19 protein-coding genes and 1 tRNA gene are annotated in these 13,763 nt (G+C 50.1%); 11 read left to right on the forward strand and 9 right to left on the reverse strand.

Translation table 11 applies throughout. The features are described 5' to 3' along the window. Positions 1–99: 99 nt before the first annotated feature. Genes BQ2674_RS05510 through BQ2674_RS05520 form a run of 3 tightly spaced genes read left to right on the forward strand, consistent with a single transcriptional unit; the run spans position 100 to position 1,504 of the window. Positions 100–591: a PTS sugar transporter subunit IIA gene (locus tag BQ2674_RS05510; RefSeq protein WP_075572823.1), complete on the forward strand. Its 492-nt coding sequence runs from the start codon at positions 100–102 to the stop codon at positions 589–591. Continuing rightward, on the forward strand, positions 588–974 hold the full coding sequence (locus BQ2674_RS05515) for a NusG domain II-containing protein (protein WP_075572824.1): 387 nt from the start codon (positions 588–590) through the stop codon (positions 972–974). Before BQ2674_RS05510 ends, BQ2674_RS05515 begins: the two co-directional genes overlap by 4 nt. Positions 975–982: 8 nt before the next feature. Continuing rightward, the gene (locus BQ2674_RS05520) at positions 983–1,504 is read left to right on the forward strand and encodes a Gx transporter family protein (protein ID WP_075572825.1); all 522 of its coding nucleotides are present in this window, start codon (positions 983–985) and stop codon (positions 1,502–1,504) included. Between the two features lie 50 nt (positions 1,505–1,554). Here BQ2674_RS05520 and BQ2674_RS08590 read toward each other — a convergent pair whose 3' ends face one another. Together BQ2674_RS08590 and BQ2674_RS08660 are read right to left on the reverse strand one after the other, a co-directional pair. Then, positions 1,555–1,749, reverse strand: a complete 195-nt coding sequence (locus tag BQ2674_RS08590) for a hypothetical protein (protein ID WP_235828824.1) — start codon at positions 1,747–1,749, stop codon at positions 1,555–1,557. After that, a complete protein-coding gene (locus tag BQ2674_RS08660; protein ID WP_262359905.1) occupies positions 1,725–1,859 on the reverse strand; it encodes a hypothetical protein in 135 nt (44 codons plus the stop codon). The genes BQ2674_RS08590 and BQ2674_RS08660 overlap by 25 nt, the downstream gene beginning before the upstream one ends. Positions 1,860–2,068: 209 nt before the next feature. Between BQ2674_RS08660 and BQ2674_RS05530 the strand changes: the two genes are divergently transcribed. Beyond that, positions 2,069–2,449 carry a winged helix-turn-helix transcriptional regulator gene (locus BQ2674_RS05530; RefSeq protein WP_075572826.1) on the forward strand — a complete coding sequence of 127 codons (381 nt, stop codon included), beginning with the start codon at positions 2,069–2,071 and terminating at the stop codon, positions 2,447–2,449. Positions 2,450–2,478: 29 nt separating this feature from the next. On the opposite strand, the gene BQ2674_RS05535 is transcribed toward BQ2674_RS05530, so the two are convergent. Together BQ2674_RS05535 and BQ2674_RS05540 are read right to left on the reverse strand one after the other, a co-directional pair. Next, complete coding sequence (locus BQ2674_RS05535) at positions 2,479–2,742, reverse strand: hypothetical protein (RefSeq protein WP_075572827.1); 264 nt, start codon at positions 2,740–2,742, stop codon at positions 2,479–2,481. Positions 2,743–2,769: 27 nt separating this feature from the next. Beyond that, positions 2,770–3,750: an AEC family transporter gene (locus BQ2674_RS05540; protein WP_075572828.1), complete on the reverse strand. Its 981-nt coding sequence runs from the start codon at positions 3,748–3,750 to the stop codon at positions 2,770–2,772. Between the two features lie 111 nt (positions 3,751–3,861). Between BQ2674_RS05540 and BQ2674_RS05545 the strand changes: the two genes are divergently transcribed. Genes BQ2674_RS05545 through BQ2674_RS05555 form a run of 3 tightly spaced genes read left to right on the forward strand, consistent with a single transcriptional unit; the run spans position 3,862 to position 6,044 of the window. Beyond that, a complete protein-coding gene (locus BQ2674_RS05545) occupies positions 3,862–4,503 on the forward strand; it encodes a tetratricopeptide repeat protein (RefSeq protein WP_075572829.1) in 642 nt (213 codons plus the stop codon). Positions 4,504–4,506: 3 nt separating this feature from the next. Next, positions 4,507–5,154 (forward strand): lactate utilization protein, encoded by a 648-nt coding sequence (locus BQ2674_RS05550; protein ID WP_075572830.1) that lies wholly within the window; start codon positions 4,507–4,509, stop codon positions 5,152–5,154. 17 nt (positions 5,155–5,171) lie between these two features. Further along, positions 5,172–6,044, forward strand: coding sequence for a DMT family transporter (locus BQ2674_RS05555; RefSeq protein ID WP_075572831.1), 873 nt, complete (start codon positions 5,172–5,174; stop codon positions 6,042–6,044). Positions 6,045–6,161: 117 nt separating this feature from the next. Here the strand turns inward: BQ2674_RS05555 and gmhA are convergent, their stop codons facing one another. From gmhA to BQ2674_RS05565, 3 genes are all read right to left on the reverse strand, one after another. Then, on the reverse strand, positions 6,162–6,719 hold the full coding sequence (gmhA, locus tag BQ2674_RS05560; protein ID WP_075572832.1) for a D-sedoheptulose 7-phosphate isomerase: 558 nt from the start codon (positions 6,717–6,719) through the stop codon (positions 6,162–6,164). A 45-nt stretch (positions 6,720–6,764) separates the two neighbouring features. Then, complete coding sequence (locus BQ2674_RS08415) at positions 6,765–6,911, reverse strand: hypothetical protein (protein ID WP_159427202.1); 147 nt, start codon at positions 6,909–6,911, stop codon at positions 6,765–6,767. A 238-nt stretch (positions 6,912–7,149) separates the two neighbouring features. Next, entirely contained in the window at positions 7,150–7,908 is a 759-nt protein-coding gene (locus tag BQ2674_RS05565; protein ID WP_143696401.1) for a hypothetical protein, read from the reverse strand. 167 nt (positions 7,909–8,075) lie between these two features. Between BQ2674_RS05565 and BQ2674_RS05570 the strand changes: the two genes are divergently transcribed. Further along, positions 8,076–8,357, forward strand: coding sequence for a hypothetical protein (locus BQ2674_RS05570; protein WP_075572834.1), 282 nt, complete (start codon positions 8,076–8,078; stop codon positions 8,355–8,357). Between the two features lie 720 nt (positions 8,358–9,077). Here BQ2674_RS05570 and BQ2674_RS05575 read toward each other — a convergent pair. Further along, positions 9,078–10,106, reverse strand: a complete 1,029-nt coding sequence (locus BQ2674_RS05575) for a YeiH family protein (RefSeq protein ID WP_075572835.1) — start codon at positions 10,104–10,106, stop codon at positions 9,078–9,080. 105 nt (positions 10,107–10,211) lie between these two features. Next, positions 10,212–10,288: transfer RNA gene (locus tag BQ2674_RS05580), tRNA-Arg, on the reverse strand. A 111-nt stretch (positions 10,289–10,399) separates the two neighbouring features. On the opposite strand from BQ2674_RS05580, the gene murQ reads away from it, so the two are divergent. Genes murQ through BQ2674_RS05595 form a run of 3 tightly spaced genes read left to right on the forward strand, consistent with a single transcriptional unit; the run spans position 10,400 to position 13,747 of the window. After that, positions 10,400–11,314 carry an N-acetylmuramic acid 6-phosphate etherase gene (gene murQ / locus BQ2674_RS05585; RefSeq protein WP_075572836.1) on the forward strand — a complete coding sequence of 305 codons (915 nt, stop codon included), beginning with the start codon at positions 10,400–10,402 and terminating at the stop codon, positions 11,312–11,314. Further along, positions 11,304–12,683: a PTS transporter subunit EIIC gene (locus tag BQ2674_RS05590; RefSeq protein ID WP_075572837.1), complete on the forward strand. Its 1,380-nt coding sequence runs from the start codon at positions 11,304–11,306 to the stop codon at positions 12,681–12,683. The genes murQ and BQ2674_RS05590 overlap by 11 nt, the downstream gene beginning before the upstream one ends. Next, positions 12,680–13,747, forward strand: coding sequence for a MupG family TIM beta-alpha barrel fold protein (locus BQ2674_RS05595; RefSeq protein WP_075572838.1), 1,068 nt, complete (start codon positions 12,680–12,682; stop codon positions 13,745–13,747). The genes BQ2674_RS05590 and BQ2674_RS05595 overlap by 4 nt, the downstream gene beginning before the upstream one ends. The last annotated feature ends 16 nt before the right edge of the window (positions 13,748–13,763 follow it).

Here is a 13,763-nt window from a genome sequence, read left to right on the forward strand (position 1 = left end):
GTCTTTTTAGATTTCCGAAAAATCTGTTCATTTCGAAAATACATCGGCCTATGCTAGAATAAAAGAGGAAAAAATCTGTACGAAATACCGAGGTATACCATGCCGCAACACAATCGCAACTCACTCATCATTTATTCACCCTTTACGGGGAACCTGCATCCCATTGCGGATACGCCTGACAACGTATTTTCCCAAAAGGTCACGGGCGACGGGTTCTGTGTTTTTCCTACAGACGGCACGGTCCTTGCACCTGCCGACGGTACGGTGAATTTCGTTTTCGACGCAAAGCACGCCCTCGTCATGACCGACACGGAAGGGGTGGAATACCTCCTCCACATCGGCATCGACACGGTAACTCTCGGCGGCACCGGCTTTACGGCTTACGTCAAAGCGGAAGAAACCGTCAAAAAAGGCGATATTCTCCTCTCCTTTTCACCGGATGCTATTGAAGCGGCCGGCCTGTCTCCTGCGTGCGTCTGTGTTTTTACGGACCTTACGGACGACGTAGGCGTCGAAGAATTTACGCCCCGCGCCGTAAGGGCGGCGGAAAAAGCGGTTTGTCTTATTTACCGGAAGGAGACTGCCGAATGAAGAAAAAAGATATACTCCTCATTATATGCCTCCTCCTTCTTTCCTGCGCACCGACGGTCTATTATGTTTTGCAAGGCTCTCTGGCCGACTCATCACAAACCTATGCGGTTATCACCGTGGACGGCGCCGTATATAAAACCATCCCCTTAGGCTCACACAGCGGCACGAATATGTTTACCATACAAACAGCGGCGGGCTATAACACCATCGTCGTGAGAGAACATGAAATCGGCGTCGTCGAAGCGGACTGCCCCGATCAGATTTGCGTGGACGAAGGCTTCATTTCCAAACCCGGTCAGACCGCCGTCTGCCTGCCCCACAAGGTTCTCATTGAAGTGAAAGCGGATAACGCCGACGAACCGGACATCATTCCGGCACGCTAGAGGTGCGTATGAATAAAACGACAAAACTTATCTTACTCGGGCTCTTCATTGCCCAGTCGCTGGTGCTCTATATTATTGAGGGCATGCTGCCCGTTCCTTTTATCGCACCGGGTGCCAAGCTCGGCCTGTCCAACTTGATTACGGTCGTCGCCCTCTACACCTTTCCGCGCAAGAGAGATACGGCATGTATCCTTTTAATCCGCATCATCCTGGCAACCGCCTTTGCCGGCGGTATTAACGCCTTTTTGTACAGCCTTGCCGGTGCGGCCTTCAGCTTTACGGCCATGGCGCTGCTCATGAAGACGGAGAAATTCTCCCTCATCGGTGTCAGCGCCGCCGGCGGCATCTTACATAATTGGGGCCAGGTTCTCACAGCATCGCTCATTGTGGAAAATGCGAAGCTTCTCCTCTACTTGCCCGTCCTCTCCGTCACCGGCACCGGTACGGGGATTCTTATCGGTATTACGGCGAATTTCACGCTGCGCCACTTGAAACGATTGCCCGTGTACCAACGCATGCGGGGACAATAACTGCAAAAGCAGCGGTTCTGCCGTAGAGCCGCTGCTTTTTTACTCTCTTTTTAAGCTATGCCGTAAACTTTTATCTCCGGTTCGCCGGCCCAGGTCGGCTGCAACGCAGGTGCAACCTGCTTGGTAAACATCTCACTTGTCAAATATGCTTGTGCATGTTCGACACTGTCAAAACCGTGCAATACCTGTACATCTTCATCACGCACGAGAAGTTCTTTCGTCAGCGCCCCTTCAATGCTATCCAAAAAATGCTATCCAAAAAAGGTTGTCTATATTTTGTGTACACACCTGCCGCCGCGGGACGATTCTCTTCATTGATTTTCATCGTAACCTGTAAATATGCTTTAACAGCCATTTCCAATTCCTCCTGTATCTGCAATTATAATAAACGGGAATTTATTTTCCGCTTTTCCTTAAGGACAATTTTATTATAAGAAACAAACTCATTCTTTTGAAGATATTAATAAATTGATGAGCTGCTAATAAATTTATTAGTTGCTTACCTTTTCGGCATAATGGCGTATAATAGCATTACTTATTATATTGCGATGCAGGAAAGACTTCATGTATCAAAAAAAATTGAAAGAAGATATTCGCTGTCCTTTGGAATACGGTTTAAAGGTCTTCGGCGGCAAATGGAAATCACGGATTATCTGCGTTCTGGCTGACGAAAAATCGCTGCGCTACGGCAGACTTCGCCAGACATTATGCAACATTACGGACGCCGTCTTGGCGGCAACCTTAAAAGAATTGATCGCCGACGGACTGATTATGCGCAAGTCTTTTGACGAAATTCCGCCGCACGTCGAATACTCGTTGACACCCAAAGGCCGGTCGGTCGTTCCCCTATTGCGGAATATCTGCAAATGGGCGGGACTTTTTTACAGAAAAACAGAAGATACGAGCCTGGAAAAATGTAAGCACTGCGACTATACACAAATATAAAACACCGACTCCACGAGGAAGCGGTATTTTTACGTCTGTATCGTTTTTAAATACGCCCGCAAGTCTTCATCAAAGAGAATTTTGTCGTCGTCCGTAAGAAGACCGGGAACTCCTACATAGCCCTTAGCCCGCCGTTCCGCAAATTCCGGACGCGTATCGCGGAGTTTTAAAAATTCTTTGAGTTCCGGCATGGAGCCCGTAATGTTAACAACCGTCATGTCCAGGCCGTTTTCTTTAACGAGTTCCAAAACGGGCGGGCATTCGGGGCATAAGTGACTGACATATAACTTCATAACAGTTCCTCCTCGTATATTCAACATCTATTTAAAAGGCAGCGCGTCGAAGACGACGAGCAAATAAAAAAGCGGATAAAAAACAAAAATATAAAAGAGATTCGTACTGATGAAGGCTGCCATGGAAAGGTTGATATTCAGCTCATAAAGGCGCACCGCAATAAGGGCATTAATGGCGCACGGCGCCGCCATGGCAATGATCAGCGTGCCCAGGAGCAGCGTATCTTCAAAGAAGAAGAGGCTCAGGCCGTACAAAATGAGCGGCGTAATGATAATCTTTAAAGGAATGAGCTCGACGGTTTTCTTAAAATACGTCGAAAGCGTACGTAAATCGATGAGATAACCGATGGGCAGCAAGTTTGCCCAGGCACTGAAGTGAATGAGAAAATCAAAAGCATTGCCCATGACGGCCGGCCGCGGTACATCGAAAAGATAAAGCCCCATACCGACAAACATACCGACAACGGAAAGCTGATTTTTGTTGATGAAGACATCCTTCCAGTTGATGCCGAATATTCCCTTTATGCCGTGACTGTCGCCGGTGTATTTATAGTAACTGCCCATGGGAAAGAGAACGAGGAAGAGGACGAGATTTTGAAAGACAGCCATGAGTTGAATATAGGCGTATGAAATTTCGCCGTACATAATGAAGCCGCACAACCCGGCGAGGGAGCCGACGTTGGACGGAATGACCGTAATGAGATAACTGCCCCGTTCGTTTGACGTAACAAAACGCTTATCCAGCTTAAAAACTTTGGCCAGTCCCCACGGTATAATGACGTTGAGATAAGCAAAAAAGGGCAAAGCTATGAGCTCCTGCCTGAGCGGTAATATCCAAAAGCTGAGCACGGCCAGGACGGTCATGACGACGACAATATTGAAGCGAATAATTTTGTTGCACGTCTCCGACGACAAGCGGTTGTACCGCTTTAACATGTAGCCGACAATAAGGGGCAAAATGATGTCAAAAAATATATAGGCTATGCGAAATGCTGCGCTTTCAGGCATGATTGCCCTTCTTTCCTCTTGTATATGTACGGCCTTATTATAGCATATTTACGGCCATATGGCGGCAACTCCTGTGCTATAATGAAAGCAGGAGAAAAAAGGAGATTATTTATGAGAAAAATGTTGTTCGCCACGTTTACTGCCTGTTTATGCCTGCTTACACTGACGGCCTGCTCCGGAGAAACCGCACCGGCAGGACAGTCACAGGCGCAGCAATCCCGTTCGCTCGATGCCGAGTCCGTCCGCATTACCGCAAAAGCCCGGAAAGCATACGAGCAGTTCGACTATGACAGGGCGATTGAGCTCTATACCCAAGCCCTTGAAAAAGACGGCGAAAACTACGCGGCCCTCTCGGGTAAAGGCGTAGCCCTTGCCATGCGCGGCAACGGGAACGGCGTAAAAAAAGACGTGGCCGACGGCATCACCTGCATCGAAAAGGCCCTGCAACACGCGCCGGACGATCCGGCATCATGCTATAACCTGGCCCTGGCCTATAAAATTGACGGCCGCAGTGATGAAGCCGTCACTTATTTCCAAAAGGTTATCGACGCGGACCCGTCCAATACGTGGAGCTATTACGGCATCGCCACGATCTACGGCGACCGCGGCGATGCCGCCAACACTGTCACCTGGCTGCGCCGGGCCGTAGAATTGGACGGAGAAAATGTCCGTAATGCTGCCCGGACACAGACCCACTTCGATTCCGTCCGCCGTGACAAGGCCTTTAGAGAGCTTATTTACGGGGAGGAATAAGATATGAACGACAGATCGGATGTACGCCACAAAATGTACGATATAAAAGGCCCGCTTGTGGCAAAAAACTTTAACAGCCGCGGCTTTGAGGCCGTATACTGTCCCACAAAGGAAGCCGCCCTGGAAAAGGCCGTTTCCTTCATTCCGAAAGACCACGTCGTCTCTTGGGGCGGTTCTGTTTCCATTGATGAAATCGGCTTGCGGCCGTACGTCTTGGAACATAATAAGGTCATCGACAGGGATACGGCCGAAACGCCGGCAGAACGGGCGGACATTATGCGCCGCGCGCTCCTCTGCGACACCTTTATTATGGGCACGAATGCGGCCGTAGAAGACGGGCAGCTTATCAACATCGACGGCAACGGCAATCGCCTGGCGGCCCTCACGTACGGTCCGAAACAGGTCATCGTCATTGCAGGCATAAATAAACTGGAGCCCACCGTAGAAACAGCTATATCTCGCGCCCGCTCAACGGCGGCGCCCATAAACGCTCAACGCTTTCCGGGATTAAAAACGCCCTGTTACGCTACCGGCATGTGCGGTCATTGCAAGGGCACCGACTCAATCTGTGCCCAAATCCTGCGCACGCGCATTTGTAAGCCTGCAGGCCGTATCAAAGTCATTATTGTCGGAGAAATCTTGGGATTCTAGCACCGTCAGGATGAAGAATGAATAAACGAAATGCCGAAATACTCCTCATAGCAGTTATTATACTGAGAAGTACATCATACTTATTCTCGAAAATCGGCTTGGCCACCTTACCGCCTTTAGAAATTCTCGCCATCCGCTTTTTCCTATCGTTTCTTATTCTCGGTCTTATCTTTTACAACCACCTGCACCGCACTGTTACGAAACCGCTGCTGCGCAGCGCAGCCAACCTGGGCGCTATTCTGTTTGCCTGTATGGCCTGTGAACTCATCAGTCTGACGACAATCGATTCTTCTATGGCATCATTCCTGGAAAATACGGCCGTCGCTTGGGTACCGCTCATTTTAGCCGTTAAAAACCGGGCATTGCCGAATAAATCGACTTCAATCTGTACGCTCGTTATCGTCTGCGGCATCGGGCTGCTCACACTGAACACAACGGAATTTCACCTGTCTTCGGGTGAACTTATTTGCCTTTGCGGCTCCGTTTGCTATGCTTTTTGGATTATCAAGACAACTAAAGAAGCGCGGCGTTTCGATCCGCTCTCTTTGGGAATTACACAATTTTTCTTTCTTACACTGTACAGTACGGCCGGCACGTTTCTTTTTGAAATACCTTTTATTCCAACAAAGCCCGTCGAATGGGAAGTCATCTTGGCGCTTACCTTTATCTGTACCATCCTGGGGTTTACGCTCCAACCCGTAGCGCAGCGCTACACGACCTCGGAGAAGGCGGGACTCTTCACGGCCGTTAATCCGCTCTTCGCCGCTATTTTAGGCTTTGTCATACTGGATGAGCGTTTTTCGTTCCCTCAAATCATCGGCGGCACACTGATCCTTTTCTCGATCGCCTTGATTCAAGCTGCCGGCAGCCGAAACGTCTTCCGTCACTAAAAAGGCAATTAAGTATCTATCTTTATACCGTCCAAACTCGGCACCATGGCAAAAGAACAAACGAAACAGGCTGTACCGCTCGGAATAATCCGAAGCGTACAGCCTGTTTCGTCTGCTCTACATCTTTTCTTCCATGATTTCGCACATAATATGAATCATGAGAATATGCATTTCCTGAATACGCGCCGTCACATTTGACGGCACGTCCAGGGACACATCGCTCAGTGCCGCCAGCTTACCGCCGCCTGCACCGGTCATGGAAATAATGCGCAGGCCTTTCTGCTTGGCCGTCTCCACGGCCCTTACGACGTTGCCGCTGTTGCCGGACGTAGAAATGCCGATGAGCACATCTCCGGCTTGTCCCAATCCCTCTACCTGGCGGCTGAAGATCGTATCAAAGCCGTAATCGTTACCTACGGCTGTTAAGACGGACGTATCCACGGTCAGCGCCAGGGCCGGCAAAGAGGGACGTTCTTTTTTGAAACGACCGATGATTTCCGCTGCCATATGCTGCGAGTCGGCAGCACTGCCGCCATTGCCGCAAATAAGGAGCTTGTGGCCTGACTCCAGAGCCTCACGGGCGAGGAATCCGGCCGCTTCTATGCGGCTTTCCAAGGCTTTTGTCGCCTTGAGCACCGCTTCGTGCTCGGCCATTCGTACACTTGTTATACTCATATCCGGTTCCGTCCTCTCTCCGATCGTCAAGTACTCTTAGGTAATTTAGCTCTTGCAGGATGTGCCGATAGGCGCCAGCGACGCCCATGAGCGGCAGTGCGCTATATTCCGCAGCTGTCCGGAAATGCAGAACTGCCCTCGCTGTAATACAATGCCGACCAGGATTCCTATCAAGAGTCCCGTAATCGCCATCTCCTCCACCTGCTTTCTTTGTTATATGATGCGGAACACACCTTTATTTATAATACACTAATCCGGTATAAAAATCAGCATAAATAAAAAATTCCTATAATCCCGGACGGGCAGCACATAATTTTATATAGACCGAGCATTACCAATGGGTGATGCGTTCCTTGAATGAACATTGAGTTTTGCCCTCAGCAAATGAATGAGCTGCGTCTCCCATACCCGTCAGCAATGTCATCGGCATTTATTCTCCCGCTACTTTCATTAAAAGTTCGGCTCTAACCGTTTCCCAAGATTCAATAACACCGATTCCATTACGGCTTTCATATACGGTAAAGTCCGTATGCCACGGCCAGCGACCGTCAGCATTGGGGGAATACCCCTTTAAGTGCAGGCCGATGACAGTAACGTCTATCGTAGAGCCACGGCCGTTTACCAGAACCGGGTATTTCGCTTCCAGAAAACGGGCGAAGCCTGCAGCTTCCCTGTAATACGGTTCCACTTCGGCAACGGAGGATGCATTGACCTGAAACTCAAATATACCGTTATTCCAGGCATTAAGATGATGCTCCTCCACATCTCCGCCTCTTAGACCGTGAACGACGGGATTCGGAATTTGATACGTCGCACAATAGTCGGCAACAGCCAATTCTCCGATAGGACGGCGGTAGTCATAGTATATATGCTCTTCCTCACCGATAAGCCACGGTAAAAAGGGCGGCGCCGTCCTCCCTCCGGAATAGCCTCTCCATATAGTAAAAGGCACCTCCGGATACGCATGTAAGGTAACGACATATTGAATATTAAAAGGAAAAAAATAATTCTCCGGCACAAGAATATACGTATCAGGCCCGAACTCATTATCCAATGCGCAAATAATTGCATCCCTATCCCGAGAAATTTCCCGATACGCACAGCCGAAAAACAAAACCGCAACAAGCAAAATACTTCCTATGACGGTCCCAATCCGGTTACGCCGCATCTTTTCAAACACATTATTCATAATATCTCCCGCCTGAAATCGGGCCTGAACATTCCCTTCCCGGTAAACGAAAACGCCACAGCAAAGCGTATATGCCTGCTGCGGCTGTATTTTCAGTGAATTGCCCGGAAACATTTCGGCACATAGTTTACCGCTAGTATATTACCATTTTTCTGCTAGCGTTCTTTATGCAATACTGTTTCGGCATTGTAGTTCTGTACGGCCTTTACAAGCATCGACTTCCGTACTCTCATAATACCGAATCCTATTATGACAAGGGCTATTATAAACGGAGCAAGTACCGGCAAAATCTCGATGAGATTTATCAGACGGCCAACCCGCCCATGGTAATGCTCTTTGGAGGACGGCGTCATTTGACCGACGGCAATAAGAAAATTATCATCAAATATGCAAAAAAGAAATACTGCCGCAAATATAACGAAAATAATACCTGCATAGACCAGCAATAATTTTTTGGCAATTGCGTTGCAAATGGATACTCAAGCTTCCGGCGGAATCGCTTCCGCTCCCGGTATATTTTTAAACCACTGTTCCGCCCGCTTCGCTTCCGCTGCTCTCGGTGCTTTTTTTTCGTTCATACGTATATCATCCTATGTGCTGCCGGTGTTGCAACCGGCCGACTAACAAAAATACTTATCCGCCTTATTGCTTAAGAAAGCAGCGGAACGGTCTTTCAGGTTCTATATTTTACGGGATAGTGCGCCTCTAAATTATCAATGAGTTCACTGCCGTCGGTCAGGCACTTATTGTCGTGAAAATATAAGATAGCACGGTGATTTCCCGGAAATTCTTTTGCTACAATGGAGATGCTTTCACCAAGGCGGTTAACGGAAAACTGTAAAGATTCCTTCGGCGCAAAGTATTCTTCTTTTGTGCTCTGAAAGTAATGTTCTTTCCATTGTAAACTGCCTCCTCTAATGTAGTATTCTGGACATGGACCCAACGAGCTTGATAGTAACATATTTATTTACACCGGAACAGCATCGCATGAAAATCTAGTCGAATCTGTTAGATAACAGGTCTTACTCCTGACAAAAATTAAACTTTTCCACATTTTTGGAACGCAACCCGCCAGTAGGCTCAAGCTTTTACACTCTCTTCATATTGTCATTCTCTCTTTCCAATTCTTCATCCTTATCTGCTTCTTATTAATACGCTTTCCGTCTATATTACCAGAGTCCCATAAGACGTTGTATATATAAAGAAACGATAGAAATCGCAACCCAGCAACAACATCCCAAGATTAATATTTTACTGCTCTCTTTCAATAATTTTACAATATTCGTATTCAACCCGATTGCCATCATAGCCATGACAATCATAAACTTGGATAGCTCTTTCAACGGGCTGAATACACTCTGCGCAACGCCAAGATAGGCAACAACCGTTGTAATTAAAGAGGCGACAATAAAAAATAAAATGAATTGCGGCAAAATCTTATTGATGTTTAAAGGCACCGCCTCACCGGTCTGCGCCTTATGAGCCTTATGTGTCTCGTATAGTCCGAGACATAAGGTGATCGGAATAATTGCCAACGTTCGCGTAAGTTTAACAATGGTCGCATATTCCAAAGCATGAGAACCCGTATGCATTTCATCCCAAACGGCAGCTGTAGCGGTCACTGAAGACGTATCGTTAACGGCGGTCCCTGCAAACAACCCGAATCCCGTATTGGTTAACCCCAGCCAATCACCTAAAGACGGAAACAGAAAAGCGGCTACGACATTGAAGAAAAAAACTACGGAAACCGCTTGAGCAACCGCTTCATCTTTGGCCTTAATAACAGGAACCGTAGCTGCAATCGCGGAGCCTCCGCAAATGGAAGAACCGACTCCGACCAGCACTGCCGCCTCGCCATTAACATGAAACAGTTTGTAGACTATGTATGCAGTAAGTAGTGACGTCGTGATCGTGCTGATAATAACGGGCAGCGAGGCGGCACCGACACGCAGAATATCTGAAATATTGAGTCCGAAGCCTAAAAAAACAACGGCATATTGGAGTACTTTCTTAGAGACAAAGCCGATACCTGCGGCCGTATTTTGTCGTTCTTGATAAAAACAAGCCGTAATCATACCTATAATGATAGCAAAAATAGGTCCTCCCACCATGGGAAAGACTTTTCCCAGTAAAAAACACGGAATTGCCAACAGCAGACATAATAGAAACCCCTTACCTTTAGTGGTGATGAAATCCATCCTGAACAGCTCCTCTCACGGTTACCGCTACTCGTATATATACTTATATTTCGCAAAAAAGCCACAGCAGAGATTCGAAAATTCTTGCTGTGACTGGCTTTGCACTGGTGCGCCCAAGAGGATTCGAACCTCCGGCACGCAGTTTAGGAAACTGCTGCTCTATCCACCTGAGCTATGGGCGCATGCAGATTATAACTACGTATATCATCATACCATGTATAAAGCGGCAAGGCAATTTTCCATTCCCTTTTCCGTGCTATAATAGGCGTATATTACAACAAGGGGAAATGCGTATGATAATCGATTTGGACAAAATCGCAACGGAAGAACGCAGCGAGGCGAGCCGCCGCATCGATACGGTCACAACGGAAGACCTCGTCCGCATCATAAACGACGCCGACAAGGCCGTTGCGGCGGCAGTAGAGAAAATCCTGCCCGCTGTGGCGGCCGTCATTGACAAAACAGCTGTGCGTATACGCGCCGGCGGCAGACTCATATACGTAGGAGCCGGTACGTCCGGGCGCCTCGGCGTCCTCGACGCGGCCGAATGCCCTCCGACATATAATACGCCGCCCGAACTCGTACAGGCCCTCTTAGCAGGCGGCAAAGAGGCCATGTTTCGCGCAGTTGAAGGAGAAGAAGACAAGCCGCAGCAGGGGGCGGCCGATATACGGACACTCTCCTTGACGGCAACCGACACGGTCATCGGCCTCAGCGCCTCAGGACGTACGCCCTACGTGATCGGGGCCCTGGCCTGTGCGAAAGAGCGCGGTGCTTACACGGTCTCCGTCACATCCTCGCCCGGCTCAAAGCTCGCCGCCGTCGCCGACCGGGATTTGTGCGCCCTGACGGGGCCGGAGGTCGTAACCGGCTCGACGCGCATGAAAGCCGGGACTGCGGAAAAAATGATATTGAATATGATTTCGACAGGCGTCATGATCCGCCTCGGCAAGGTCTACGGCAATCTCATGGTTGACGTAAAGGCAACGAATGAAAAACTTGCGGAGCGGGCTGTGCGTATTGTCATATCCGCCACGGCCTGTGACAGAGCCGAAGCGGAGGCGGCCCTTACAGCATGCGGCGGCAAAGCAAAAACGGCGATTGTCATGCTGCTCCGCCACCTTTCTGCAGACGCTGCCGAAGAAGCGCTTCTTAAAAACAAGGGACATATACGACCGACCATTGAGGATACACGCCATGAACTATAGAGAAGCGGCACAGGAAATATACGACTGCATCGGACCGGCCGAAAATATCGCAGCCCCGTACAACTGTATGACGCGCCTGCGCTTTAATGTAAAAGAAGCCAAGTTTACTAAAGAGGATCTCCTTGCCATAGACGGTGTCAAGGGTGTCAACCTGTCCGGCACGGAGTGGCAAATTGTCCTCGGCCCGGGCAAGGCCGCCAAGGTAACGGCCGAGCTGAAAGCCATCCTGCAAGAACACAAGCCCGGAGGAGGATTGTCGGACCTTGCCGAGGCGGCCCGAGCCGGTGACGGTACGGCCCTGCACGACGCCATTCGCCGCAAGAACAGCAGTTCCTGGCAGGAAGGACTGCGCAAGATTGCGCGCATCTTCGTTCCCATTATTCCCGCCTTCATTGCCTGCGGCCTCATTACGGGAATATTGAATACAGTCGGCAAAATCGATCCGTCTCTCACGACTGCCGCCTGGTTCCGGTTGGCCGCCGTCGCCGGCAACGCAGCCTTTTACGGCCTCAACCTCTTTGTCGGCATCAACGCGTCCGAAGAATTCGGCGGCACGCCCGTCATCGGCGGTGTACTGGCAGCTTTTATGAGCCATCCCGCTTTGTCGTCGATTATGCTTTTTGACGAGGCCTTGACGCCCGGACGAGGCGGTATCATCGCCGTTATTTTACTCTGCTTTTTTGCGGCAGCCTTGGAAAAGCGGCTGCACCGCTTCATTCCGGATATGTTTGACTTGTTCTTGACCCCCTTATTGACCGTGATCATTTCCGCAGTCGTCGCCATCGTTATCTGCCAACCTGTAGGCGGCTTTCTTTCTGCCGCCGTCGGCACGGCAGCGACGACATCCGTTAAACAGGGCGGTGCCCTCACGGGCTTTATTTTGGGCGGAACTTTTCTGCCTCTGGTTCTCCTCGGCATTCATCAGGGACTCACGCCCATTCACGCGGACCTGCTCACCCGTTACGGAGTAACCGTTCTCCTGCCGATTCTGGCCATGGCCGGTGCCGGACAGGTCGGTGCGGCACTGGCTGTTTACGTAAAAACGAAGAATAAACGCCTGCGCAAAACTATCGCCTCTGCCTTACCGGTCGGCATCATGGGCATCGGTGAACCCCTCATTTACGGAGTCACATTGCCTTTAGGCAGGCCCTTCATCGGCGCCTGTCTCGGCGGTGCCTGCGGCGGTGCCGTACAGGCCGCCTTCGGTATCGGTGCGGCCACCCTCGGCATTTCGGGACTGCCGCTGGCAGCGGCGACGACGAATATTCCAGTCTATATAGCGGGTCTTGCTGCAGCTTACGGCATCGGCTTTGCAGCGACATACATCATCGGTTTTACGGACCCGGCGCCGGAGGAGGCAGCTTCATGAATAAGGGCATTTCTCTCTACCCCGGCCTCGATAAGAGCGCCGATATTCGGCAATCCTTGGATCTCGCCGCAGATCACGACATAGGGACTTATTTTTGCTCCCTACATATACCCGAATCGGACGTAAGGGCACTGAAACGGGATTTACGGTATATCTTGGCCGACGCCGCCGCAAAAAAAATGGAAGTCATTGCCGATATTTCGCCGACCGCCCTTTCTCGCCTGCACCTGACGGCGGAAGATCTGTTCCGCTCCCATATTACACTGCGCCTGGACGACGGCTTTACGGCGGAAGAAACGGTACGCTGCAGCCTGTCCGGAACTGTTTGCCTGAATGCCTCGACCGTGACGGCAGCCTTCCTTCAAAAGCTCTCTGCAGGCGGTGCCGACTTTTCCCGCATCAAAGGGCTGCACAATTTCTATCCTCGTCCCGGAACGGGCCTAATGCCGGCTTTTTTCGCTTCGCAAACGGCATTGTGTCATGCCTATGGTCTCTCCGTCGGAGCCTTTGTGGCTGCTGTGACCAATCGCCGCGGCCCGCTGTACGAAGGATTGCCGACAATTGAAAACACGCGTTCCCTTTCCATCGAAAAGAGCGCCTTTGTCGTCAAAGCTCTCGGTGCAGACCATATTTTTATAGGCGATTCACGGCCATGCGCAAAAGATATGCAAGCCCTCTCCGCCGCCGCGCAGACCGATGCGGATATCATCATCATTCCCGTTATACTCCGCGATACATCGGAAAAAATACGTAAACTTCTGAACCGTATCTACACGCCTCGCCCGGACAAAGCGGAGCATATCATTCGCGCCAAAGAAAGCAGAACCCATGCCAAAGGCCTTTTCATCAAACCGCTGACGACACTGCCGGCACGACGGCAACGGGGCGACATTACTGTAGACAATGCGGATTTTCTCCGCTACGCCGGTGAAATCCAGCTCATAACGGCTCCCATGCCGGCAGAACCGCGAACCAACACCATCGCCGCCATCCCGGAAGAACACTGCTATCTTTTGGACTGCCTGTGCGGCGACAAAAAATTTACCTTCCGGTTCATAGAATAATCGAATCGTAATGAAC

It is taken from the genome of Megasphaera coli (assembly GCF_900095855.1).
Lineage (GTDB): Bacteria > Bacillota > Negativicutes > Veillonellales > Megasphaeraceae > Megasphaera > Megasphaera massiliensis_A.